This window comes from Micromonospora sp. NPDC005205, from assembly GCF_040608275.1.
Lineage (GTDB): Bacteria > Actinomycetota > Actinomycetes > Mycobacteriales > Micromonosporaceae > Micromonospora.
Genome location: NZ_JBEXHV010000001.1, coordinates 286,824 through 309,814 on the forward strand (window position 1 = coordinate 286,824; position 22,991 = coordinate 309,814).

At 69.8% G+C, this 22,991-nt stretch carries 24 protein-coding genes, 1 tRNA gene and 1 riboswitch; of the genes, 10 read left to right on the forward strand and 15 right to left on the reverse strand.

The features are described 5' to 3' along the window. Positions 1-11: 11 nt before the first annotated feature. The 4 genes from ABZU43_RS01345 to ABZU43_RS01360 all read right to left on the reverse strand — a co-directional run bounded on the left by ABZU43_RS01345 (position 12) and on the right by ABZU43_RS01360 (position 3,469). Complete coding sequence (locus ABZU43_RS01345) at positions 12-662, reverse strand: aminodeoxychorismate/anthranilate synthase component II (protein WP_355004615.1); 651 nt, start codon at positions 660-662, stop codon at positions 12-14. 2 nt (positions 663-664) lie between these two features. After that, positions 665-946 carry a hypothetical protein gene (locus ABZU43_RS01350; protein ID WP_238687886.1) on the reverse strand — a complete coding sequence of 94 codons (282 nt, stop codon included), beginning with the start codon at positions 944-946 and terminating at the stop codon, positions 665-667. A 4-nt stretch (positions 947-950) separates the two neighbouring features. Then, positions 951-2,135: a class E sortase gene (locus ABZU43_RS01355; protein ID WP_355004616.1), complete on the reverse strand. Its 1,185-nt coding sequence runs from the start codon at positions 2,133-2,135 to the stop codon at positions 951-953. Between the two features lie 533 nt (positions 2,136-2,668). Beyond that, entirely contained in the window at positions 2,669-3,469 is an 801-nt protein-coding gene (locus tag ABZU43_RS01360) for a DUF881 domain-containing protein (protein ID WP_355004617.1), read from the reverse strand. 218 nt (positions 3,470-3,687) lie between these two features. Here ABZU43_RS01360 and ABZU43_RS01365 point away from each other — a divergent pair, with 218 nt between their 5' ends. From ABZU43_RS01365 to ABZU43_RS01385, 5 genes are all read left to right on the forward strand, one after another. Further along, positions 3,688-3,951 carry a cell division protein CrgA gene (locus ABZU43_RS01365; protein ID WP_112583988.1) on the forward strand — a complete coding sequence of 88 codons (264 nt, stop codon included), beginning with the start codon at positions 3,688-3,690 and terminating at the stop codon, positions 3,949-3,951. Positions 3,952-4,155: 204 nt separating this feature from the next. Then, complete coding sequence (locus ABZU43_RS01370) at positions 4,156-6,354, forward strand: (Fe-S)-binding protein (RefSeq protein ID WP_355005164.1); 2,199 nt, start codon at positions 4,156-4,158, stop codon at positions 6,352-6,354. 106 nt (positions 6,355-6,460) lie between these two features. Then, a complete protein-coding gene (locus ABZU43_RS01375; protein ID WP_355004618.1) occupies positions 6,461-7,783 on the forward strand; it encodes a hemolysin family protein in 1,323 nt (440 codons plus the stop codon). Then, on the forward strand, positions 7,776-8,777 hold the full coding sequence (locus ABZU43_RS01380; RefSeq protein WP_355004619.1) for a hemolysin family protein: 1,002 nt from the start codon (positions 7,776-7,778) through the stop codon (positions 8,775-8,777). The genes ABZU43_RS01375 and ABZU43_RS01380 overlap by 8 nt, the downstream gene beginning before the upstream one ends. Before the next feature lie 167 nt (positions 8,778-8,944). After that, positions 8,945-9,958 carry an NlpC/P60 family protein gene (locus ABZU43_RS01385; protein ID WP_355004620.1) on the forward strand — a complete coding sequence of 338 codons (1,014 nt, stop codon included), beginning with the start codon at positions 8,945-8,947 and terminating at the stop codon, positions 9,956-9,958. Between the two features lie 55 nt (positions 9,959-10,013). Here the strand turns inward: ABZU43_RS01385 and ABZU43_RS01390 are convergent, their stop codons facing one another. After that, positions 10,014-11,996 (reverse strand): peptidoglycan recognition family protein, encoded by a 1,983-nt coding sequence (locus ABZU43_RS01390; protein ID WP_355004621.1) that lies wholly within the window; start codon positions 11,994-11,996, stop codon positions 10,014-10,016. Positions 11,997-12,229: 233 nt separating this feature from the next. Beyond that, a riboswitch (cyclic di-AMP (ydaO/yuaA leader) is annotated at positions 12,230-12,365 on the forward strand. Between the two features lie 76 nt (positions 12,366-12,441). Between ABZU43_RS01390 and ABZU43_RS01395 the strand changes: the two genes are divergently transcribed. Beyond that, positions 12,442-13,419 carry an NlpC/P60 family protein gene (locus ABZU43_RS01395; RefSeq protein WP_355004622.1) on the forward strand — a complete coding sequence of 326 codons (978 nt, stop codon included), beginning with the start codon at positions 12,442-12,444 and terminating at the stop codon, positions 13,417-13,419. A 60-nt stretch (positions 13,420-13,479) separates the two neighbouring features. On the opposite strand, the gene dcd is transcribed toward ABZU43_RS01395, so the two are convergent. Beyond that, positions 13,480-14,058 carry a dCTP deaminase gene (gene dcd / locus ABZU43_RS01400; protein WP_030332009.1) on the reverse strand — a complete coding sequence of 193 codons (579 nt, stop codon included), beginning with the start codon at positions 14,056-14,058 and terminating at the stop codon, positions 13,480-13,482. 97 nt (positions 14,059-14,155) lie between these two features. Here dcd and ABZU43_RS01405 point away from each other — a divergent pair, with 97 nt between their 5' ends. Next, entirely contained in the window at positions 14,156-14,713 is a 558-nt protein-coding gene (locus ABZU43_RS01405) for a pyridoxamine 5'-phosphate oxidase family protein (protein WP_355004623.1), read from the forward strand. Between the two features lie 268 nt (positions 14,714-14,981). Continuing rightward, positions 14,982-15,055, forward strand: a tRNA-Gly gene (locus tag ABZU43_RS01410). Between the two features lie 57 nt (positions 15,056-15,112). On the opposite strand, the gene ABZU43_RS01415 is transcribed toward ABZU43_RS01410, so the two are convergent. The 5 genes from ABZU43_RS01415 to ABZU43_RS01435 form a co-directional block, all read right to left on the reverse strand. After that, on the reverse strand, positions 15,113-15,700 hold the full coding sequence (locus ABZU43_RS01415) for a DUF4240 domain-containing protein (protein WP_355004624.1): 588 nt from the start codon (positions 15,698-15,700) through the stop codon (positions 15,113-15,115). Then, on the reverse strand, positions 15,697-16,260 hold the full coding sequence (locus ABZU43_RS01420; protein ID WP_355004625.1) for a 2'-5' RNA ligase family protein: 564 nt from the start codon (positions 16,258-16,260) through the stop codon (positions 15,697-15,699). Before ABZU43_RS01420 ends, ABZU43_RS01415 begins: the two co-directional genes overlap by 4 nt. 113 nt (positions 16,261-16,373) lie before the next feature. Next, positions 16,374-17,063, reverse strand: a complete 690-nt coding sequence (locus ABZU43_RS01425) for a class I SAM-dependent methyltransferase (protein ID WP_355004626.1) — start codon at positions 17,061-17,063, stop codon at positions 16,374-16,376. Between the two features lie 57 nt (positions 17,064-17,120). Then, entirely contained in the window at positions 17,121-18,059 is a 939-nt protein-coding gene (locus ABZU43_RS01430; RefSeq protein ID WP_355005165.1) for an LD-carboxypeptidase, read from the reverse strand. A 194-nt stretch (positions 18,060-18,253) separates the two neighbouring features. Further along, positions 18,254-19,201, reverse strand: coding sequence for a 2-dehydropantoate 2-reductase N-terminal domain-containing protein (locus tag ABZU43_RS01435; RefSeq protein WP_355004627.1), 948 nt, complete (start codon positions 19,199-19,201; stop codon positions 18,254-18,256). A gap of 85 nt (positions 19,202-19,286) precedes the next feature. On the opposite strand from ABZU43_RS01435, the gene ABZU43_RS01440 reads away from it, so the two are divergent. Then, positions 19,287-19,856 (forward strand): TetR/AcrR family transcriptional regulator, encoded by a 570-nt coding sequence (locus ABZU43_RS01440; protein ID WP_355004628.1) that lies wholly within the window; start codon positions 19,287-19,289, stop codon positions 19,854-19,856. A 36-nt stretch (positions 19,857-19,892) separates the two neighbouring features. Here the strand turns inward: ABZU43_RS01440 and ABZU43_RS01445 are convergent, their stop codons facing one another. Then, a complete protein-coding gene (locus ABZU43_RS01445) occupies positions 19,893-20,246 on the reverse strand; it encodes a transcriptional regulator (protein WP_355004629.1) in 354 nt (117 codons plus the stop codon). After that, positions 20,243-20,998, reverse strand: coding sequence for a hypothetical protein (locus ABZU43_RS01450; RefSeq protein ID WP_355004630.1), 756 nt, complete (start codon positions 20,996-20,998; stop codon positions 20,243-20,245). Before ABZU43_RS01450 ends, ABZU43_RS01445 begins: the two co-directional genes overlap by 4 nt. A gap of 185 nt (positions 20,999-21,183) precedes the next feature. Between ABZU43_RS01450 and ABZU43_RS01455 the strand changes: the two genes are divergently transcribed. Continuing rightward, positions 21,184-21,525 (forward strand): VOC family protein, encoded by a 342-nt coding sequence (locus ABZU43_RS01455; RefSeq protein ID WP_238669724.1) that lies wholly within the window; start codon positions 21,184-21,186, stop codon positions 21,523-21,525. Positions 21,526-21,549: 24 nt separating this feature from the next. Here ABZU43_RS01455 and ABZU43_RS01460 read toward each other — a convergent pair whose 3' ends face one another. Both ABZU43_RS01460 and ABZU43_RS01465 read right to left on the reverse strand, forming a co-directional pair. Next, positions 21,550-22,194 (reverse strand): dihydrofolate reductase family protein, encoded by a 645-nt coding sequence (locus ABZU43_RS01460; RefSeq protein WP_355004631.1) that lies wholly within the window; start codon positions 22,192-22,194, stop codon positions 21,550-21,552. A 32-nt stretch (positions 22,195-22,226) separates the two neighbouring features. After that, the gene (locus ABZU43_RS01465) at positions 22,227-22,931 is read right to left on the reverse strand and encodes a dihydrofolate reductase family protein (protein ID WP_355004632.1); all 705 of its coding nucleotides are present in this window, start codon (positions 22,929-22,931) and stop codon (positions 22,227-22,229) included. Between the last annotated feature and the right edge of the window lie 60 nt (positions 22,932-22,991).

A 22,991-nucleotide genomic window follows, 5' to 3' on the forward strand; every position in this document is an offset into this window, starting at 1 on the left:
ACGTCCGGCCCTCAGGCGGTGGCGAAGGCTGCCAGACGACGGGCGTCCACCTCGGCGGCCAGCGCGGGTGCCCGCTCCAGCGCCTCGGGGTGACCGCAACTGGCCAGCCAGTTCGCCAGCATCAGGTGGCCGCCCTCGGTGAGCACCGACTCCGGGTGGAACTGGACGCCCTCGATGGGCAGCGTCCGATGCCGCATCGCCATGACCACGCCGGAGCCGGTCCAGCCGGTGACTTCCAGCTCGTCGGGGAGCGTCTCGGGCAGCACGGCGAGTGAGTGGTACCGGGTGGCGGTGAACGGGTCGGGCAGACCGGCGAGTACGCCGACCGAGTTGTGGCGTACCTCGGAGGTCTTTCCGTGCAGCAGTTCGGGGGCGCGCGTCACTGTCGCCCCGAACGCTTCGCCGATCGCCTGATGGCCGAGGCAGACGCCGAAGATCGGCAGCTTGCCCGCGTACTTCCGGATGACGTCCAGGCAGATGCCGGCCCGGTCCGGGCTGCCCGGCCCTGGCGACAGCAGGATGCCGTCGGCGCCAACCGTGCCGACCTCGGCGACGTCGATCTCGTCGTTGCGGCGGACCTCGCAGTCCACGCCGAGCTGGCCCAGGTACTGCACCAGGTTGAACACGAAGGAGTCGTAGTTGTCGATCACCAGGACGCGCATGGTCACCTGCTCGGGGAGGGGGGCGCTGGGTTGTTCTGGTCGGTGTCGTACGGCAGTTCGTGCTCGTCACCGGCCGGGGTCTCCCCGGTCACCGGGTCGCCGCCGCCACCCGTCTCGGCAGGTACGCCGGACTCGACCTGCACGTCGTCGAAGGGCAGCAGGGGCTCGGCCCACGGGAAGGCGACGTACCACAGCAGGGCCACCGTGGCGGCCACCAGGAGCACCGAGCCGGTCAGCTTCCCGACCACGCCGAACGGCAACTTGCGCCAGATGAAGGCGTACATCGGGTCAGCCTTCCAGCTCCGCCGGGCGGCCCGCGGACTTGGGTTGGGTGCGGTCCAGTTCGGCGTGGATGATCAGGCGCTGGTAGTTGTCGAACTTCGGGTTGCACGTGGTGAGGGTGAGCATCCGCTTGGTTGCCTTCTTGTCCGGTTGGCCGGGCACCGGCGCCACCACCTCGACCTGGGTCGGCCGGACGATCCGGGACTGCGACACCCGGTAGACGTACCAGTCGGTCTTGCTCTCGACCACTATCGGGTCGCCCTCATTCAGCTCGTCCAGCCGCCAGAAGGTGGCCCGGTTGCGGTGGCCGGCGACGGAGAAGTTGCCGACCTGGCCGGGGAGCGCGCTGGTCGGGTAGTGGCCGGGGGCGAAGCGGATGTCCTCCTGCGTGACGCCCTCTACGACCACCCAGTTCTTGTCGAGCTTGGGGATGTAGAGGCCCGCGAGCGGCTTTCCGCGTACCGGTGGGGACGGTTTGACGCTCGGGCCGACCGACGGGGCCACCGTCGGGTCGTCGGTCGGACCCCACGCCTGGGTCAACTCGTTGTTGAGCTCGTTCTGGTGGGCGTCGACGATCGCCGACTTGCCCCAGACCTCGTATCCGGCGAAGAGCAGGACGACCAGGCCGAAGGTGATCAGGACTTCGCCGGTGACCCGGATGCCGGTGCGCAGTCGCGAGCCGAACGACGGGCGGGTCAGCTCGGAGTAGACGCTCTTGTAGCCCTCGCCGGTCTGGTGCGGCCGGAGTTGCACCACCCGCTCGCCGCGTCGGGGCTGGGGAGGGTCGGCAGGGCTGGCAGCGGTCGGCTCATCCGGGACCGCGATGCGGGGGACGGCACCCATCAACGCTGTCGAGTCCATGGTCGGCGGTCTGGTGGCAGGAGCGGCGGGCACGGCCGGAATCATCGCGGTGACGGCCGGGTCCGCGCCGCGATCCACGCCAGCGCTCGGCGGCACCCGGCCCGGCCCGGTCGGCGGGACCCGGCTGGGCCCGGTCGGCGGGAAGCCTTCCGGCCCGGCCGCTGCGACGCGGTCGGGGGCGGGTGGGGAGACCGGGGAGTCGGTGGGTCGGGCTGGCCGAGCGGTGACCTGCGGGATGTACGCGGTCGGTGAGTCGGCCAGCGGCGGCGTCGAGGGGCCGGAGGAGACCGGCCGGCTCGGCGTGCCAGGGGCCGCCGGACGGGTTGGCATCGGCACCCCGCCGGGGGTGGCCGGAGGGGTCGGTGCGGCACCTGGTGGGTTGCCGGCACCCGGCGGGCGGGTCGGTGCGGCGCTGGGCGCGGGGGGTCGGGTCGGGGCGTTGCCGGGGGCAGCGGGCCGAACCGGGCCCTGGTTGCCGACGGACGGCCGGCCGGGGGTGGTCGCGGGGGGAACCCCGGCCCCGCCGCGCGAGCCCGGCCCGGCAGTTGCGCTGCCCGGCCAGGGCGGCGGCGCTTCGGCACCCGGGCGGCCCGGGGGCCCGGTCGGCGCGGGTCGAGTGGCGCTCGGTGGCGGCTGCTGGGTTCGTGGCGGCTGCTCAGGTCGCGGCGGCTGTTCGGCTCGCGGCGGCTGCTCAGCTCGTGGCGGCTGTTCGGCTCGCGGCGGCTGCAGCACCGGCTCCGGCCAGTTGCTGGCCGGGGTCGGTCGGCCCGGCGCCGACTCGGGTCGGTCGACCTTGGGCAGAAAGGCGGTCGGCTCGTCGGTGTGGTCCCGGTGTCGCCCGTCGCGTCGTTCGTCCGGCCCGCTCACTTGGGCACCGTAGCCGAGCGCAGGGCTGTGGAATCCTCGAATGCGGGAACTCGCACCGTGGAGGCAGTCTCCTTGTAGCCAAGCTGGTAGTCGTCGACCGCGTCCTTGAACAACCGGACTCCCTGGGAGCTGGCGAGGGCCTGCTGGAGGGCAGCGGGATCGCCGATCGCTACGATCTTGAACGGTGGGGAGTACACCCGGCCGTGAAGGAGCAGGGTGTTACCGACGCAGCGTACCGCGCTGGTGGTGAGCACGCGGACATTCATGATTGACATGGCCTCGGCCCCGCCGGCCCAGAGCGCGTTGACCACCGCCTGCACGTCTCCCTGATGCACCACCAGGTCGTCGTTGCTGGCGTCCGACTGCGTCTGGTCGAGCTGGGGCGCGTCGTTCAGCTCGACGGTGACCCCGGGCCCGGCCAGGGCGGTGAACCCGGCGTTCTGGAGGCTGCCCTGGGCGCGATTCTGCTGAGCCTTGATCGGGGCGTCCGAGCCGGCCAGCGTGTTGGTCCGTTGCTCGACCTCGCCGCGCAGCTCGGCGGCGCGGCGCTCGCTGGCGGCGACCTGTTCGCGGCGGTCCTCGATGAGCTGGTTGAGCTGGGGGCGTCGGTCCTCCCGGAGAGAGGTGCCGCCTGCGGTGGTCGCGGTGGTGGTGAAGAGCAACCCGGCCGCCGCGGCGATCAGGGGCACCCCGATCGACCAGCCCGGACGGCGTTGGCGCGGTCGCCGGGGCAGCAGCCCGGCGGCGGCCCGTCGGAGGACCTTCTGCCAGGAGGTTGCGCCGGATGTGTACTCCACCGAGCGTTCCTTCCGCGTGTCGGGGATCGGTCCGTGCCGGCTGGGCCGGTGCGAACAGTCCCGCCTCTTTCGGTCACTCCGTGCACCGGCCTGACCCCATTCGTGGTCCGGGCGGCCAATCGGGACTACGCTAGCTCTCGAACATTATTGGCCATGGACCGTCGCCCCCGCGCCCGGTTGTCAGGCCGGACGAGGTCGTCACCCCTCTGGAGAGCGCCGTGCCCAAGTCTCAGGTCCGTAAGAAGAAGGTGTACACCCCGCCGACGGACGTGCGTCCGACGACGACGTCGTCGTCGCGCAAGCCTAGCCCGGTGTGGTTGCCGATCACCGCGGTCGCCTTGATCGTCGTCGGCATCGGCTGGCTGGTGCTCTACTACCTGTCCGAGCAGGAGTACCCGGTCATGGCGTGGGGTTACTGGAACCTCGCCGTCGGCTTCGGTGCGATGGTCGCGTCGCTGGCGTTGCTCTCTCGCTGGCGCTGATCCGCCGACCGTCGCGTCGGCGGTCCCACGTCACCCCGTCGAGCCCCTGCCCAGCAGGATCGGGTGGGGCCCCCTATGGTGTGCGCAGGCAGCGCGGCCTACTGCGAGATGACTCACGTTACCGCTGGGTAACCTTCGCGTAGGCTGCACTGCATGGCCGAGCAGAGCGAGGTCATCAGGCAGCAGACCGGGGAGGCCAACTCGATGGGCAGCGTCCAGATCGTCACCACGATCCTCGCAGCCGCCATCACCGCCGTGGCGGTGTGGCTTGCGGTGCGTGCGGTCCTGAAGATGGTGGCAGTCATCCGGCTCGGGCAACCCGCGCCGGAGCGGTTCTCCGACAAGGTCGCCCGCGCCAGGACGATGCTGGTGGAGACGGCCGGCCACACCCGGATGCTCAAGTGGGGCGTGGTGGGTGCCGCGCACTGGTTCGTGATGGTCGGCTTCGTCGTGCTGTCGCTGCTGGTGCTCGAGGCGTACTTCGAGGTGGTCACCACCGACGGCGGTCTGCCGATCATCGGGCACTGGACGATCTTCGGTCTGGTCACCGAGATCATCGGGGTGCTGGGTCTGGTCGGCATCCTGGTGCTGATGGCGATCCGGCTGCGCAACCGGCCGACCCGCCCGGGAGGGCGGTCCCGGTTCACCGGCTCGACCATGTGGCAGGGCTACTTCGTCGAGTGGATCGTGCTGCTGGTCCTGATCTTCGGCTTCGTGATCCGGGGCTTCAAGGTCGCCACCGACCACTTCGAGTTCCCGTTCTGGGCCACTCCGGTCAGCCACGCGGTCGGCGCGGTGCTGCCCGACTGGGCGGACGGCGTCAGCGTCGCCGCGGCTATCAAGATCATTATTTCGATGACGTGGCTGATCGTCATCTCCCTGAACGTCACGATGGGCGTCGCCTGGCACCGCTTCCTGGCGTTCCCCAACATCTTCTTCAAGCGGGAGCCCGCCAAGCCGGCCGGCTCCGGTCTCGGCGCGCTGCGCCCGATGACGAGCCAGGGCAAGCCGCTCGACTTCGAGGAGGCGGACCCGGAGAAGGACCAGTTCGGCGTCGCCCACGTCGAGCAGTTCAGCTGGAAGGGCCTCCTGGACTTCAGCACCTGCACCGAGTGCGGTCGCTGCCAGTCGCAGTGCCCGGCCTGGAACACCGGCAAGCCACTGTCGCCGAAGCTGCTGGTGCTGAGCCTGCGCGACCACGCGTACGCGAAGGCGCCCTACCTGCTGGCCGGCGGCGGCAAGGACCTGACCGGCGAGGAGAAGGCCACCCAGGCGCAGCTCGCCCACCTGGACGTGCTGGCCCTCGCCGAGGCCGACAAGCCGTTGATCGGCACCGCCGAGGAGGGCGGTGTCATCGACCCGGACGTGCTCTGGTCCTGCACCACCTGCGGTGCCTGCGTCGAGCAGTGCCCGGTGGACATCGAACACGTCGACCACATCGTCGACATGCGCCGCTACCAGGTCCTGATCGAGTCGAGCTTCCCCTCCGAGGCCGGGGTGATGCTGCGGAACCTGGAGAACAAGGGCAACCCGTGGGGCGCCCCGCAGAACACCCGCGAGGACTGGACCAAGGGTCTGGACTTCGAGGTGCCCCGGGTCGGCGAGGTGGACGACTTCGAGTACCTGTTCTGGGTCGGCTGCGCCGGCGCGTTCGAGGACCGGGCCAAGAAGACCACCCGCGCGGTGGCCACGCTGCTCAACGAGGCGGGCGTGAAGTTCGCGATCCTGGGCGAGGGCGAGACCTGCTCCGGCGACCCGGCGCGACGGATCGGCAACGAGTTCGTCTTCCAGATGCTCGCCCAGCAGAACGTGGAGACGTTGAACGAGGCGTTCGAGGGTCGGGAGAAGGCCAAGCGCAAGATCGTGGCGACCTGCCCGCACTGCTTCAACACCCTGGGCAACGAGTACGGGCAGCTCGGCGGGGAGTTCGAGGTGGTCCACCACACGCAACTGCTCGCGCACCTGGTCGCCACCGGCAAGCTCACGCCGGTGCAGCCGGTCGACGGCGGCGTCACCTACCACGACCCCTGCTACCTGGGTCGGCACAACCGCGTCTTCGCGGCCCCCCGCGAGGTCCTCGGTGACGCCATCGCGGGCGACCTGACCGAGATGCCGCGTAACAGTGAGCGGTCCTTCTGCTGCGGTGCCGGCGGCGCCCGGATGTGGATGGAAGAGAAGATCGGCAAGCGGATCAACGTGGACCGCGTCGAGGAGGCCATGGCCACCGGGGCGAAGACGGTAGCGGTCGGCTGCCCGTTCTGCTCGACGATGCTCAGCGACGGGGTCAACGGCAAGGGCGCCGGCGAACAGGTCGAGGTGATCGACGTAGCCAGCGTGCTGCTCCGCTCGGTCAAGCCCGAGCAGCCGCAGGGCGGCAAGGAGACCGCGCCGATCGGCGGCTGAGACGCGTACCTCCGGGATCTGTTCATCGACGGCGGCGGCCCCTGAGGGCCGCCGCCGTCGTGCAAGAATCTCGCCGAGGTGAGGCGACATCGACGGCCTACTCTTGATGACGCTGTTGCCCCTGGTCGGCTTCGCAGCCCTGACCGCGGGCAACGCGTTCTTCGTCGCGGCCGAGTTCGCCCTGGTCACTGTCGACCGGGCGGAGATCGACCGGCGGGCCGCCGCGGGCGACCAGGCCGCCCTGACGGTACGCAAAGCGCTGCGCGAACTCTCCTTCCAGCTCTCCGGGGCGCAGCTCGGCATCACCATCACCGCGCTGCTCACCGGCTATCTGGCCGAGCCGGCCCTGGCCCGGCTCTTCACCCCGCTGCTGCGCCCGTTGGCCGGGGACAGCACCGAGCGGCTCACCCCGTTCATCGCGTTGGCACTGGCCACACTGATCTCCATGCTCTTCGGCGAGTTGGTGCCGAAGAACGCGGCGCTGGCCCGGCCCATGCCGGCGGCGCTGGCCACGGCCGGTCCGATGCACACCTTCTCCCGGACGTTCGGCTGGGTGATCCGGGGGTTGAACGGCTCGGCGAACCGACTGGTCCGGGCGTTCGGCGTGGAGCCGCAGGAGGAGTTGGCCAGCGCCCGCTCGCCGGAGGAGCTGGGCCTGCTGGCGGGCATCTCGGCGCGGGCTGGCGCGCTGCCCACGGACACCGCGATGCTGCTGCGTCGCACCATCCGCTTCGGTGACAAGCGGGCAGCGGAGGCGATGACCCCCAGAGTGGACGTGGTCGCGCTGCGCGCCACCGCCACCGTGGCGGAGCTTCTGGAGGAGTCGCGACGGACCGGGCGGACCCGGTTTCCGGTGTACGAGGAGACCCTGGACCTGGTGACCGGTGTGGCCGCGGTGCCCGACGCGCTGGGCGTGCCGCTGGCCGACCGCGCGTCGACCCGGGTCGGTTCGGTGGCCCGCGAGCCGGTGTACGTGCCGGAGAGCCTGAACCTGGACGGTGTCCTGGCGGCGTTGAAGGCGGCCGGGGCCGACCTGGCCATCGTGGTCGACGAGTACGGCGGCACGGACGGCGTGGTGACCGTCGAGGACCTCGTCGAGGAGTTGGTCGGGGAGATCGCCGACGAGTTCGACCCGGCGAGCGTGGACGACAACGGGTCGGACGAGCTGACCGTGCCGGGCGGTGAGCGCACAGTGCTGGTCGACGGTGTGCTCCGCTCCGACGAGTTGGCCGAGCAGACCGGCTTCCGGCTACCCGAGGGGCCGTACGAGACCCTGGCCGGGTTCCTGATGGCCCAGCTCGGGCACATCCCGCTCGCCGGCGAGACGGTCGAGGCGGCCGGCTGGGAGTTCACAGTGGTCGAAGTCGAGCGGCACCGGATCGAGCAGGTCCGGGTGTTGCGCCCGGCGGACCCGGACGACGATGACTGAGCTGCTGGTGACAGTGCTGTTGCTGCTCGGCAACGGGTTCTTCGTGGGCAGCGAGTTCGCGCTCATCGCGTCCCGGCGGACGGTGATCGAGCCGCTGGCCGCCGGGTCGAAACGCGCCCGCTGGGCGTTGTCGGCGATGAACCAGATTCCGCTGATGATCGCTGGCGCGCAGCTCGGCATCACTGTCTGCTCGTTGGGTCTGGGCGCGATCGCCGAACCGGCACTCGCTCACCTGCTGGAGCCGCCGTTCCACGCGGCGGGCCTGCCGGAGCGGGCGGTGCACCCGGTGGCTTTCGTGCTGGCGCTGGGCGTGGTGGTTTTTCTGCACACGGTCGTCGGTGAAATGGTGCCGAAGAACATCACGCTGGCCGGTCCGGAGGTCTCCGCGCTCTGGCTCGGCCCGGCGATGCTGGCATTCTGTGTGGCCACCAAACCGTTGTTGCTCGCGATGAAATGGGCGGCCCGGAGGGTGCTCGGGTTCTGGCGGATCGAGGCGTCCGAGTCGGTGAAGACGGTGTTCACCGCCGAGGAGTTGGCTGGGTTGGTCTCGCAGGCGCGGACCGAGGGGCTGCTCGACGCGGAGCAGCACGCGCGGATCACCGGCGCGCTGGCCCTGCACGCCCGGACGGCGGCGGACGCGCTGCAACCGTGGTCGACAGTGGTGACGGTGGCCGAGGACGTCTCGCCGGCGTCGCTGGAGGTGCTGGCGACCCGGACCGGCCGGTCCCGGTTCCCTGTGGTGCAGCGGTCGACCCGTCGGGTGCTCGGCTTCGTGCACGTCAAGGACGTGCTCGGGTACGCCGGGCAGGGCCGCCGGTCCCCGGTCCCGGCCGACGTCTACCGGCCGCTGGCGGTGGTGCCGCCGGACCGTACGCTGGCCGACCTGCTGCTGTCCATGCGTCGCGAACGGCGGCACATGGTGCTGGTCAGCGACGGGCGACGGCCGATCGGTGTGGTCACTCTTGACGATGTATTGACCGCAATCGTTGGGTGATGGACCAATACCCTTGGTGTGCAAGCGGTTGCACGACAGTGATGGTTACCGCCCTCGCCTTGATTACCGCCGCGAGCTTCCCTAATGTGAGGCACCGACCGCTGTGGGTCGTCTGCCTCGGCCCTTTCCTCACGCGAGGCGCCCGGCGGTCGGTTGCAAAGGAGTCGGTGCCGGTGGCAACCATGCCCCCTCATCGTCACGACCTGTCTGCGTCTGCTCGCTCTGGTGGCCTGCGTCGCGTCGCGCACCGGGTGCTGATCCTGGTCGCCGCTGCGGCGGTCGGCGCCGGTCTGCTGACCGCGCCGGCACATGCCGCGCCCACGGTCGACGAGATCGAGGCGCAGATCGACAAGAAGTGGGAGCAGTTGGAGCCCACCATCGAGCAGTACAACAAGGTCCGGGCGCAGCTGAAGGTCAACCGGCAGAAGTCGGCGAACCTGCAGAAGAAGATCGAGCCGCTGGCGCTGCAGAGCGAGCTGGCGCTCAACCGGGTCGGCGACCTCGCCTCCCGCTACTACATCTCCGGCCCGTCACACGACATCGGCGCGCTGCTGGTCAGCGCCAAGCCGGACACGCTCACCGAGCAGCTCACCATCCTCGACCGGCTCGCTTCGCAGGAGCGCAAGGAGGTCGAGGGCGTGCTGGCCGTGCGGGCCAAGTACGACGGCGAGAAGCAGAAGCTGGACGCACTGATCGTCACCCAGACCAAGCAGCAGAACGATCTGGCGGCCAAGAAGAAGCAGATCGACGCCGAGATCAAGCAGCTCGAGGCGTCGATGCCCAAGACCACCGTCAAGACGGCGGCCTGCCCGACCATCAACGGCGTGTTCAGTGCGGCGGCCCGCACCGCGATCAAGACCGCCTGCGGCAAGGTCGGCAAGCCGTACGTCTGGGGTGCCACCGGGCCGAACTCGTTCGACTGCTCGGGGCTGACCCAGTACGCCTACAAGGCGGCCGGGATCTACCTGACGCACCACACCGGTGACCAGTGGAACGAGGGCAAGGCCATCTCGCGCGCCGACGCCCGCCCCGGTGACCTGGTGTTCTTCTTCTCCGGCCTGAGTCATGTCGGGCTGTACCTGGGTAACAACCAGATGGTGCACGCGCCACGCGCCGGCAAACCGGTGCAGGTGTCCAGCATTACCACGATGCCCATCGCCGGGTTCCGCAGACCTGGCTGATCGACCTCGCGCGACACGACGGCCCCCGGTCACCGACCGGGGGCCGTCGTGGTTCTCAGCGGGGTGCCCCCACCGGGGAGGGCACCAGCTGCACGTCGGCGAGGTCGACGTACATGATCCGGTGGCCGAACTGGATCTGCGCGTACCGGTTCTTGCCGCGAATGACCGTCCAGTCGCCGGGTGAGGAGCCGTCGAACGTGCTGGCCCGGTAGTACTCGCCGGCCAGCACCGCGCCGACGGCGTACCGCTGCCCGGCGGCCAGCGTGTACTGCAGCGGCGTGATCGCCTGGTAGGGCACCCCGTCCGGGTACGCGGACTGCTCCGGGTACGCCCGTCCGTACACCGGAACGGTGGCCCTTCCGGGCTTCGGCGTCGCCACGACTCCGACGGTCCAACTGGCGGTCGGCGCGGACGTCGGGTTGTGGAACCAGGCCCGCTGCCCGAGGTACCAGATCGCCGTCCAGTCGCCCTGCCGGCCGGCCAACGCGTACGTCTGCCCGGCGGACGCCCGGGCCCCGTGGTCCGACACCGCCATCGTGTTCGGGCTGCCGTCCGGGCGGAGCGCGATGTCGTTGACCAGCGGCGCGTCAGCGGACGGTGCGCTACGCAGCACCACCGCCGAGGAGCCGCGCGGCGCGCAGGGCACTCCCACCGTGACGCAGTCGGTGAACGCCGGCTGGTTGGTGGTGTAGTCCGGGTCGATCCGGACCAGCCCGGTGGCCGGGGTGCCGGTGTCCAGTCGAGGGGCGTGCAGCAGGTCGAAGTAGTGCGTCCAGTCCCAGTAGGGGCCCGGATCCCAGTGCATTCCCCGCACTGTGGAGGGGATGGTGCCGGGCACGTTGTCGTGGCCGATGATGTGCTGGCGGTCCAGTGGGATGCCCAGCCGCAGCGCCAGGTGCCGGACCAGCTTCGCCGAGGTCCGGTACATCGCCTCGGTGTACCAGGTGCCCTGCGCCGCGAAGCCCTCGTGTTCCAACCCGATCGACTTCGCGTTGACGTACCAGTTGCCGGCGTGCCAGCCGACGTCCTTCGTCTTGACGTGCTGGGCAATGTGCCCGTCGACCGAGCGCAGCGAGTAGTGCCAGCTCACGTAGGTCGGGTCCTGGACGAGTTGCAGGGTGGTGGCCCAACTCGCCTCGGTGTCGTGGATGACGATGTACTCGATCTTCTGCCGCGCGGGCCGGTCGGAGAGGTCGTGGTTGCCGTAGTCCCCGTCGCCGAACGCCTCGTAGGGCGCCGGGATCCACTCGCAGGAGATGGTGCGGGGGCATTCCACCCCGTCCGGGCGGGCCAGCCGGCGCAGGCCCAGCCGGTCCAGCCAGGAACGTTCGGGCCGCACCGCGCGGGCCGGCAGGGTGATCCGTTGGCCGTCGTCGGTCACCCGGGCTTCGCCCGCGCCGATGGTGGTGAAGACCTCGTCGGCGAAGGCCGCCGCGGCGTCGGCGCTGTCCGCGCCCGAGTAGCGGGCCACCGCGCCGTACCAGGCCGCCGGGTCGGTGTCCGCGCCGACCGGCGCGCCCAGATCCCTCTGGTACGCGCTCAGCAGCGCCGCCCCACCCCGGATGTTGAGGCCCGCGTCGGTACGCAGAGCCTCGGGGGCGGCACCGGTCAGCGCCGCGGCGGCGTCGACGGTCTGCAACGCGGCGGTGGACGGGGCGGGCGCCTCGACCGGTCGGGGCGCGGGCACCCGGGCCGGCCGGGAGCCGTCACCGCGTGGGTCCTCGGCACCGGTGTCGTGGTGACCGCGTCCGGGTAGGGCGGCCACGTGCCGTGCGTCGGTCAGGTGCATCGGGCCGTAGCCGCCACTGGTGCTCGGTGTGCCGGCGTTGGTGTCCCAACGGGACTCCAGGTAGGAGACGCCGAGCAGCACGACGGCCGGTACGCCGTACTCGGTGGCCGCGTCGGCGTACTGCTGTTGGCGGTCGGTGGTGGGCGCGGCAGCGGCCGGGCCGACGGAGAGTGGCACCGTGGTCGCGGCGGCGACCACGGTGGCGGCGAGCAGCGCGCGCCAGCCGGTCGACAGGGTTGGATGGTGCATCGAACCCCCTAGATTCTCGCGGAGTGAGGTCAAATCACCATCGCGCCGTCCGGGAGCTCGCGTCAATACCTTTCCATCTATCGAAGCTTGGGGAAAGAATTCTTCACACGGTCGGTGACCTCATCCAATCCGTACGGAGTGTCACGGCCGCACGGGTTGCGGATCGGTAACGGGCGTCTCTACTCTGGTCATTTGTCGGCCCGACAGCAGCTCCGCCCACCCCGGGCGGTAACGGACCGACACCGCCGAGTCGTTTCCGAGCGAACCGGGGACCCAGGTCCCTCGGGGTGAATCCGCAGCCACTGCGGTAGGGCGCCGACTTCCCGCCCGAACCCGTCAGCTAACCCGGTAGGCGGTCAGGAAGAAGGAGTACGGAACCCCGGTGGCACTCCATGCCCCGCGGCCGTCGTCCGAGCGGTCGGCATCAGCCGGCCCGGCGTCGATAGTGCCGCGTCCACGCTGGTCCCGCTTCACCACCGCACTCGCCGCGCTGGCCGGCGTCGCCGTCGTTCTGACCGGCAGTGCCACAGCGGCCCACGCCGACCCCTCCGTCGCCGAGATCGAGCGCCAGATCGACGCCGACTGGAACAAGCTCGAACCGATCATCGAACGGCACAACGCCACCCGCATCGACCTCGCCGCGAAGCGCAAGCAGGCAGACGCGCTGGCCGCCCGGATCACTCCGCTCGAGCGCCAGGTCGACGCCGCGATGGACAAGGTCAGCGCCCTTGCCGTACGCGCCTACATGGGTGAGAACGTCTCGACCGTCAACGCGATGCTGGGCAGCCGGTCGCCCAGCGAGGTGGTCGGCCAGCTCGAAATGCTGGACCGCTTCGCGCACAACCAGCAGAAGGACGTCCGCGAGGTGGCCGACCTGCGCGACCAACTGGCCGCGCAGAAGGCGCCACTGGACGAGATGGTGGCCCAGTTGACCCGCACGGAAGCCCAGCTGGCGGCGAAGAAGAAGCAGATCAACGACGAGATCGACCGCCTGCAGAAGCTGCGCCTGAAGGTGTACGGCAGCGGTGGCGGCGGTCCGCTGCGCCCGGCGCCCTGCCCGGGTAGCTACCCCGGCGGCGCCGCGGGTACCGCGGTCAAGTTCGCCTGCGCGCAGATCGGCAAGCCCTACGTCTGGGGTGCCGAGGGCCCGAACTCGTACGACTGCTCCGGGCTGATGCTGGCCGCCTGGGCGAAGGCCGGCGTGTCGCTGCCGCACAACGCCGCCGCGCAGAGCCGGGTCACCAAGAACGTCAGCAAGGGTGACCTGCGCCCCGGCGACCTGGTCTTCTACTACAGCGACATCCACCACGTCGGCATGTACGTCGGCGGCGGCTGGGTGGTGCACGCCTCGCAGGCCGGTCAACCGGTCAAGATGAAGAAGGTCGACGACGGCCCGATCCACAGCTACGGCCGTCCAGGCTGACCCAGTGTGACCGAAGGGCCCGTCGCGATCCCGTCGCGGCGGGCCCTCGTCGTTCTGGTCCTAGCGGGTGGGCCAGGTGCGCCAGTGCTGCCAGGCGCGGCTGGGTGTCGGCCCCCGCTGGCCCTGGTAGCGCGAGCCGTAGACCACCGAGCCGTACGGGTGCTCGGCCGGCGAGGAGAGCCGGAAGATGCAGAGCTGCCCGATCTTCATGCCCGGCCACAGGGTGATCGGCAGGTTCGCCACGTTCGAGAGTTCCAGCGTCACGTGACCGGAGAAGCCTGGGTCGATGAAACCGGCGGTGGAGTGCGTGAGCAGCCCGAGCCGGCCCAGGGAGCTCTTGCCCTCCAGCCGGCCGGCGAGCTGGTCACCCAGCGAGATGACCTCCAGCGTCGAGGCGAGCACGAACTCCCCCGGGTGCAGCACGAACGGCTCGCCGTCGGGGACCTCGACCGCCGAGGTGAGGTCGTCCTGCTGCATGGCCGGATCGATGTGGGTGTAGAGGTGGTTGTTGAAGACCCGGAACAGCCGGTCGAGTCGGACGTCGATGCTGGAGGGTTGGACCAGGGTGGGCTCGAACGGCTCCAAGCCCAGCGTGCCGGCCTTGATCTCGGAGACCAGGTCACGGTCGGAGAGCAGCATCGGACCACCATAGCCGCGTTGCCGGAAGTGGCCGGATTCGGTGCCGGACCAGCGCGTCGAGGTCGCTACTCGTACATTTGTTCGATAGAATGCCCACATGGCTTCCTGGTCCGAATTCGCCGCCGACGAGCCCCGACTCGCCGACGGGATCCGCGTTCTCCTTCAGCAGTACGGGCCGGGCTTCGGCTATCTGGCCACGGTCCGTGCCGACGGCGGGCCCCGCGTCCATCCGGTCTCCCCGGTCATCACCGCCGAGGGGCTGTTCTGCTTCATCATCGACTCGCCCAAGCGCCGCGACCTCGAACGTGACGGCCGTTACGCGCTGCACTCGTTCCCTGCGGAGGAGAGCGACGACGAGGCGTACGTGGCGGGTCACGCCCGCCCGGTGACCGATCCGATCCGGGTGGCGCAGCTGGCGCAGAGCGCCCGCGCCGAGCCGCAGGTCGACTGGCGGCTCTTCGAGTTCACCGTCGACGTGGCCATGCTCACCCGCCGCGAGCAGCACATCGCGGGCATTCCGGGTCTCGGGCCGAGTCGGCCGGCCGTTCGGGTCTGGCTCGACCCAAACGCCCAGTCGGCGGTGGCAGCGCCCCTCGCCGTCCCGCAGACGCGCCCGACCCTCCTCAGCCGTGACGTCCAGTGCACGGCCGCCTGACCACACGACCGGCAGATCATCGGTGCTGGCTCCGTCGTGACGGAGCCAGCACCGATGCGTACGCCCGCCACACCCGGCGAGCCGCCACTTCCGCATGACCCACTCGACTTCGGCGAACCGCGGTATCCCGGCGCTGCGGATACCCCGACTTCCAGGAAACCGAGTGGATCATCCCTGCCGACCCGGGCGGCACGGTCCGCAGACACCTGCGGTCACCGGGGGTGCCTGGGTGCATGGGCCCGACGACTCGGGTACAGTGGTGCCGCTTGCGGGTGTAGTTCAATGGCAGAACATCAGCTTCCCAAGCTGACAGTGCGGGTTCGATTCCCGTCACCCGCTCCACGATCAAAGCCCTGGTCAGGACAACAGTCCCAGCCAGGGCTTTTGATGTTGCGCTGGTCAGGGCTTCACGTAGTGCTGGCGGGGGAACAAGCGCATGAGGCGCGGCAGGCGTTGTTCGATCTCGGCGAGGCTGTCGCTGTCCCAGGGTTCATCGATTGGGGCTGGATCGAAGTACGGGCGGTGGCCCCGGGCGTCCAGCGCTTCATAGAGGCTGTCTTCACGCCCGGTGATGTGGTCGTAGGCGCTGGACGCCACGTAAGCGAGTTCTTCCCAGTGCGGCCACTCCGCGTCCGCCCGTTCCCAGAGACTGCGGCCGGCGAGCGCACGCACAGCGGGCAGGTCGGCGAGGTTGTCGGGGTTTTGGGCGACGTGCTGCCACCAGCGCTGCCCCTGGCCGATGAGCCATGGTTGGAAGTACCAGAACCCGTCGCTGCTACACAGGCCGTCCATGATCTGGTTGGCTGCGCCCCACATGGCGTAGGTATCGAGCGGGCGGCGCGCAGCCTCCAGGTGGACCTGGAAGTCCGCGATGTGCTCCAGTGAAACGCGGTTGAGCCGGTACGCCAACCAGTCCAGTCTTCGGGCCGGGTCGGTCGTCTCCTCGGCTGACCGCTCCAGGAACTTCCAGAATTCCGCCGAGTTCACGTCAAGGACGGTAACGGTCCAGCCGGCGTAGGTGGTGTGGTGCCTAGCGGGAACTCGCAGAGGGTGCGCCAAGGGCTGGTGTCCGGTGTTCCGGCGATGAGCCTGACTCTGTCGATGGCCGCGGTGATCGGCAGGTGCGTGGAGATGGTTTCTGCGGCGTGGCTCAGCGTGGGCTTGGCGGCGTCGTGACCGATGGTCAGGTGCGGCACCACATCGCTGTGCGCCCCGGCATAGGGGGGCGCCTCGGGAAACTGCTGCCACACGGCCGAAGTGAGCTCCCGGAACGGGCGAGCTGGCTGCGGAGCAAGCCAGACGACCGTGTCACCGAACCAGCCGACGTCCGTCAGTGCGACGTCGAACCGCGGTATCCCGGCAATGGTCTCGCGCAGTACGGCCAAGACCTGCTCATCGATCTGCTGCGGGGGCAGGAACGGGTAGAGGACGGTCACGTGCGCTGGCACCCCCCACCCGGCGGCCGGGTCGAGCGATGCCCGGAAAGGGCCCACCGCATCCTCGGCCTCGGGTATCGGCACGATGAGCGCGGTCTGTGTCGGTTCCATCCCCACAGCTTTCCGCCACGGTCGGTGCCGGTCCACTGGATTCACCGCCCGCCAGGCGGCCCGCACCCACCAGAGATCAGGCAGCAGGAGGCGTGGTGTGTGAGCGCCCGATCTCAGTCTCGGGACCGCATTCGGGCAGCGAGGAAGGACGGCCGCTCGGTGAGGCGGGCGTAGGCGTCCTCGTTGACCTCGCGAAGTTCGACGCGCGGCCGTGGCTCGACGAGCTTCTCCAGGAGGAAGCCGGCGTCCAGGAGTTCGCCGAGGAATGTTTCCAGCGTCATCCGCTGGAAGTGGAGGGCACCCGGCCCGTGCGGCAGATCGACCCAGGAGTCGTCGTAGTAGGAGCCGCCGAAGTGTCGCCAGTCAGCCGTCGGATGGGTGGTCGAGATGACGAGCCAGCCGGCGGGACGGAGCACCCGACGCATCTCGGCCAGCAACTGCCGCCGGTTCGTCAGGTGGCCTATGACCAGCGCGCAGACGACCCCGTCGAAGGACGCGTCGGCGGCAAAGTCCAACGGCCGCTCCAGGTCGTGCAGGCGAAACTGCGCCTGAGCGGCACGTGAGTGCGCATGGCGGAGCAGTGTGGCGCTCGCGTCGATGCCGGTCACCCGGGCGCCCCGCGCCAACAGTTCGGCCGCATAGTGACCGGCACCGCAGCCGACATCGAGGATGTCCGTACCGGTGACGTCACCGGCGAGCGCCAACATGGCAGGTCGATCGGTATACGCGTTGTAGGGGCTGACGTCGGCGTTCTGTGCGAAGAACTCGCCGAGTTCGTCGTGGTAACCGGTCTCGGTGCGCATCCGAGCACGATCCCGACCGCTGAGGGGATCCGCAAGCGTATTCGCGCGACGGCACCTCTACCGGTAGTCGGCGAAGATCCGACGTTGCACGCCATCGACGGTTACCGGGCCACCATGCGGAAGAATCCATTGTGGCCTGGTGTGGCCGAACGGCACGCCGACGCAGACGACCGCCTCGGGGTTGTAACGGGTCACCACGTCGATGACCGTGTCGCGCTGCTGCTCGCGAAGTCGCGCCCGATCTGCGGCCGGGGGTCGACGGGTGTGGTCGGAGACCGGCGGACGGGCGACCAGGACCGCGTCGACGGCGCTGAGGAGACCGCGTTCACCCAGTGATCGGACGATCCAGCCGACCTCGCGGGCGGGGAGAAGCTCCTCCGACGTCTCGATGAGCAGCACCCCGCCGTGCAGGACCTCCGGGGGGAACGGGAAGCGTCCCGCCGTGAGGATCCACTGGATGACTTCCAGGCAGCCACCCCAGGTGCGGCCGGTGACCGATCGGGCCGGCCCGTGCCAGCTCCACGGCTCCGTCGGTTCGCGCTCTCCGAACGACTTCAACGCCTGCGGATCTGCCCAGTCGACGCCGACGTCCTCGGACTCGCCCGGGTCGGTGACTTCCAGCCGTTCCCCGGTGAGCAACGCCGCTCGCAGCGACCTGACGTGGACGTCGTCGACGGCAGGCCCGGGGCCGAGGTGCACCTGGGAGGATCCGCCGTAGAAGCTGGCGATGCCGAGTCCCCAGAGCCAGTGGTGCAGGTTGGTGTTGTCGCTGGTGCCGAGGAAGGGCTTCGGGTCGGCACGGGCCAGGTCAGCGTCCAGGTGGGGGATGACGGTGATCTGGTCCTCACCGCCGATGACGGCGAGAATGCCGCGTACCTGGGGGTCCGCGAAGGCGGCGTTGATGTCCGCCGCACGCGCTGCCGCGGTCGCACCCACCTGGCGGGTGGTGGGGTATTCGACAGGTACGAGGCCGGTCAGGTCGGCAAGCCGTCGCATGGCCTGCTCGTGGATCACCGGATAGGCGCCGGCGGCGGCGAAGGATGGTGAGAGGACCGCGAGGTGGTCCCCGGGGCGCGCCTTTCGGGGACGAACAAGCTCATGCTCCATGTCGAGATCCAACAGGTGTGCCGGTCCGTACGCATCTCATTTCGGCGCATGCCTGAGGCGTTTCAGCACCAGCGAGTGGATGCCTAGGCCGTTCTCTCGGGAGCGAAGTAGGGCTCGGCCGCCTCCAGTCGGGGCACCTCCACGCCCAGCCTGCGCGCCTCCGCGAGGGTGTCGCGGCAGACCGAGCGCAGTTCCTCGGGGTTGGCATGGGCTTCCATCACCAGGCGCATCGGCGGGAAGTGTCTGAACAGCCAGGCCATCGCCGGTGCTGCCAGCCAGACGGGCGCGGTGAAAGGAAGTAGCTCGCTGCGGTGCCGCCGCAGATCAACGCCGCGAGCCTCGACGAGCCGCAGGAGTTCGCGGGTGGCGAGGATCGCTTCACGTGCGTTGCCGGGCGTCAGCTTGGACAACGAGCCCTGTTTCAGACTCTGGGTGTGCAGGCCCGCGTTCTGAACGAAGTGGATCGACAGCCAGCCACGGAAGTCGGAGCTCTCCTGGAGCCTGAACCCCGCCTCGCGAAACACCTGGCGCACGGCCCGCTCGCGCTCGGTCGGCGGCCGGTCGATAGTGCCGAAGAAGACCACGGGCAGCAGAGCCCCACGCAGTACACCGTCGTCGCCGAAGCCGCCGCCAGCCCCGGGAAAGCCCCAGGCCACCTGATCAGCGGGAAGGTGTTCGGTCGCGGTCATCGGCTCGACCCAGAGGTTGTTGAAGACGAGCACAGTGGCTCTGCCCACGCGCGGTCCCAGGAAGGCCGCGGCCTCGGCGAAGCCGTAGTGCTGCACGCTCAGCACGATCAGATCGAAGTCATGGTCCGGCTCCAGCGACTCGCGGTAGCGCACTGGCCACCTCTCGGCGACGCGCTTCCCCCACGGCCGTCGCCGGGCGTCGAGCAGGTCGAGATCAATCGCATCGCCGTACGCTGCTGCCCGCCCCGGCCGGACGTAGAACTCGACGTGGTGCCCGGCCCGTTCCAGGGCCCACCCGTACGTCGCGCCGATGACGCCCCGGCCGAACATCAAGATCTTCACGCGGCACCTCGTACCCTATAATCGGAGACTGTCTCCGGTTCTAAAAATATGGAGACAGTCTCCACTTGTCAACATGGAGCCCTACGTGACCGATGCCAAGCCACTGCGCGCCGACGCCCGCCGCAACCGGGACGCCCTGATCGCGAAGGCCCGCGAGCTCTTCGCCAGCGGCTGCTTCAACCTGCGCTTCGACGACTTCGCCAAACTCGCTGGCGTGGGCACCGGCACGCTCTACCGCCACTTCCCCACCCGGGAAGCCCTGGCCGAGGCGGTCTACCGCGAAGAACTCACCGCGATGTGCGACCGCGCCCGCGAGCTGCAGGCCACCCTCCCCGCCGACGAGGCGCTGGAATCCTTCCTGCGCGGCTTCGTGGACCACCTGCACCGCCACGAGGGCCTCGCCCGCACACTCGCCACGCTCATGGCCACCCAATCGGGCACGCTGGCAGAGGGTGCCCAAGCCCTGGGCCAGGTCATCGACGACCTCCTGGCCGCCGCCGTCAGGACCGGAACCATCCGCGACGACGTGGGAGCCGGCGCCGTCATGATGACCCTCCACGGCATCTGTGCGGCCTACGACCACCCGACCTACCGAACCGACGCGGACGGCGTCATCACCCTCGTCCTCGCCGGCCTCCGCCGCGCGGCGCCGTGAGCGGACCTGGCTCCTGTGGCACTCCAGCCACTGCGCTCAGCTGGAGGCCCGGAACTCCTGATGGCGTCGCAGGAGTTCCCGCAGTGCGCTGATCTCGGCCGCCAGCGCGGCCTGCCCCTGGTCGGTGATCCTGATCCAGGTCTTGGGTCGCCGTCCGTGGTAGCCCCGTTCGATCTGGATCAGGTCGGCCTCCTCCAGCACGGCGAGGTGGCGGGAGAGGTTGCCGGCGGTGAGTTCGAGGGCGTCGCGCAGGTAGGCGACCTCCACCCGCTCGGCCTCCGCCGCGATGGTGAGGATGCCGAGCCGGTTGCGTTGGTGGACGGTGTCGCTGAGCCCGTTCGTCGGATGCCCGCCGTTGCCGGTGCCGGCGGCCTCGTCAGCACTGCTCACGCGGACCTCTTGATCGAGTTGAGGAGGGCGACGCCACCGCCGGCCAGCAGGATCGGCGCGGGCAGCAGGGCAGCCAGCAGGAAGCTGTAGCGGTTCAGGTCCCCCGGCTGGAAGTTGGCGGCCTGGAAGTAGATGTTCACGAGGACGACCGCCGCGGTGTAGGCCGTCGCCACGACCGTCAGGCCACGGCTGCGTTCCAGCCGAGCCAGGACCAGTAGCCCCACCGCGATGACCAGGTGCGGGATCATGCCGCGGTTGGAGATGCCCAGCAGCGGTACGGTCAGCCAGCTGGTCCCGTTCGAGATCACCGTCGTCATGTTGAGCAACAGGTACCGCAGCACGATCGGCAGCACGAGCCCGACGAGGGTGCCCACGATGCCGGCGATGACGTACGGCCGAGCCGGTGTCTGGACGCCCACCCGCACACCATGCCACCGATACCACCAGAGGCTGAGCAGGTAGCCGCCGATGAGCGCCGCCAGCCAGTACCAGCCGAGGGCTGCCGAGCGTTCGAGGAATTCCCCACCGAGGCCGGTCAGTGCGGGGTTGTCCTCCCCGACGCGTAGGGCGGACGGTTCGACCGATTCGACGTATAGGGGTGCTGCCATCGCCGTCAGGAGACCGAACAGCAGCAGCGGCAGCCAGTAGGCGTTGCGGGCGGCCCGGGTGCGTCGCTGAAGGGCGGTCACCGACGCCAGCAGCTCGCTGGGTGTGTTGCCGCTGTTCGGCGCGGTGCTCGATCGGTCCGACACGGTGGCCTCCTGGCTGCTGCGCAGATGCTGCACTGCCAATAGGTTTGCATCGCAAATCATTCTGCGCAAGAGTTTGAGCGAGTTGGTGACTTCTGCTGGGATCGACAGTGGTAGTTCCTGCTGGACCCGGCACCGGCTAGGGTCCGGCTCGGAGGTGGTCCGTGTTCACCGAAGCGTTTCCGATCGTGACGACACCTGACCTGCCACGACTGATCGCGTTCTACCGGGACGTGGTCGGCTTCGAGCTGACCTACCGGTTCCCGGACGAGGGCGCCCCGGAGTTCGTCGCCCTCCGACTGGGCAGCAGCGAGCTCGGCCTGGCCGCCAACCCGGAGGCTGGCGGACCGGCCGACTCACACCGCTGGGAGCTGTGCGTCTACGCCGACGACTGCGACGCGGCAGTGGGCGCGCTGCGCACGGGTGGGGCGACGGTCACCGAGGAGCCGGTCGACCAGCCCTGGGGTGAGCGGTCCGCGCGGGTCACCGACCCCGACGGCAACCGCCTGCTGGTGCTGGCGCGGCTGTAGACGACACTGCCGAAAATGGCGCGGTCATCGTCTCCAGAACAGGAGGTGGGTGACTCCGCTGGGGCTGGGCACCGACTCGAGGTGGAAGCGGTCGAGCAGTTCGTCAGGGCTGTCCCACAACCGCTCGCCCCGGTCGAGGTCGACGGGTGCGACGGCGATGTGCATCGTGTCGACCAGATCGGCCTCGAGGAACTCGCGGATGGTGGCGACCCCACCACCGAGGCGTACGTCCCGACCGTCGGCCGCCTGCTTCGCCTCGGCCAGTGCCTCGGCCGGGCTGACATCGCGGAAGTGGAACGTGGTGTCGGACAGGCTGAACGACGGGCGTACGTGGTGGGTGAGCACGAAGACCGGCGTGTGGAACGGTGGGTTGTCCCCCCACCAACCCTGCCAGTCAAGGTTCTCCCAGGGGCCACGCTGGGGGCCGAACTTGTTGCGACCCATGATCTCCGCGCCGATGTTGCACTCGGCGTCGCGGGTCAGGTAGTCGTCCAGGCCACGGCTGCCGCCCGGCTCGGTGCGATACACGAAGCTGGCGGTGGCGGAACGCCAGGAGAACAGCGGGGTGGGGTCCGCGTGACCGAAGGGCCTTTCCAGGCTCTGCCCCTCTCCGGTCCCGAACCCGTCGCGCGAGACGTTGAAGCACTGCACCCGCAACAGTTGCGGCATGGTTTCTCCTCCTTCCTTCGAGAGGCCGTGGTTCAGTTCGCGGTCACCGTCGGGCCGCCTCCGCTGCCCCGGTCGTCGAGCACGAGCGGGGCGCGACCGCGCACCGCGTACCGGATGTGGGTCACCTGTGGGGTGGCAAGGACGCGGGTCGGCGTCAGCTCGACCCCTTCCCGGTCGCCCAGGTCGAGGTCCGCGTCGAAGAGGCGCAGGCCGGTGCCGAGCACGACAGGTACGACGTGCAGCTCCAACTCGTCGAGCAGGCCGGCCTTGAGCACCTGCCGCACCAGGCCGCCGCCCCCGGCCACCGCGACATCCTTGCCACCGGCCACGGCGCGCGCCTGCTCGACGGCGCTGACCACGCCATCGGTGACGTAGGTGAAGCTGGTGCCGCCTCCCCGCAGCAGCCGCTCGCGAGGGCGGTGCGTGACGACGAAGACCGGCGCGCGAAACGGCGGCTCCTCACCCCAGGGGATCTCACCCCCGTCGGCCATCCGGCGCCCCATCACGTACGCGCCGGCCGCGCCGAACGACTCGGCGATCACCTCGGAGTTGGTGTCCTGCTCCCCGCCGGCGAAGCCCTGCCGTTCGCGCCAGGCCGCCGCCTCGGTCGCCCACCGGGTCACCCGGAAGAATTTCGCGCTCTCCTCCGAGTCCATCCAGTTGCCGTTCCCGTCGAACTGCGGCCCGGCGTAGAAGCCGTCCACCGACACCGACAGTTGCGCTGTCACCTTCGTCATCGCGTTCTGGTCCTCTCCTCGGGCGACGCCCCGCCTGGGTGCCGCTCCCCGAGGGGTCGG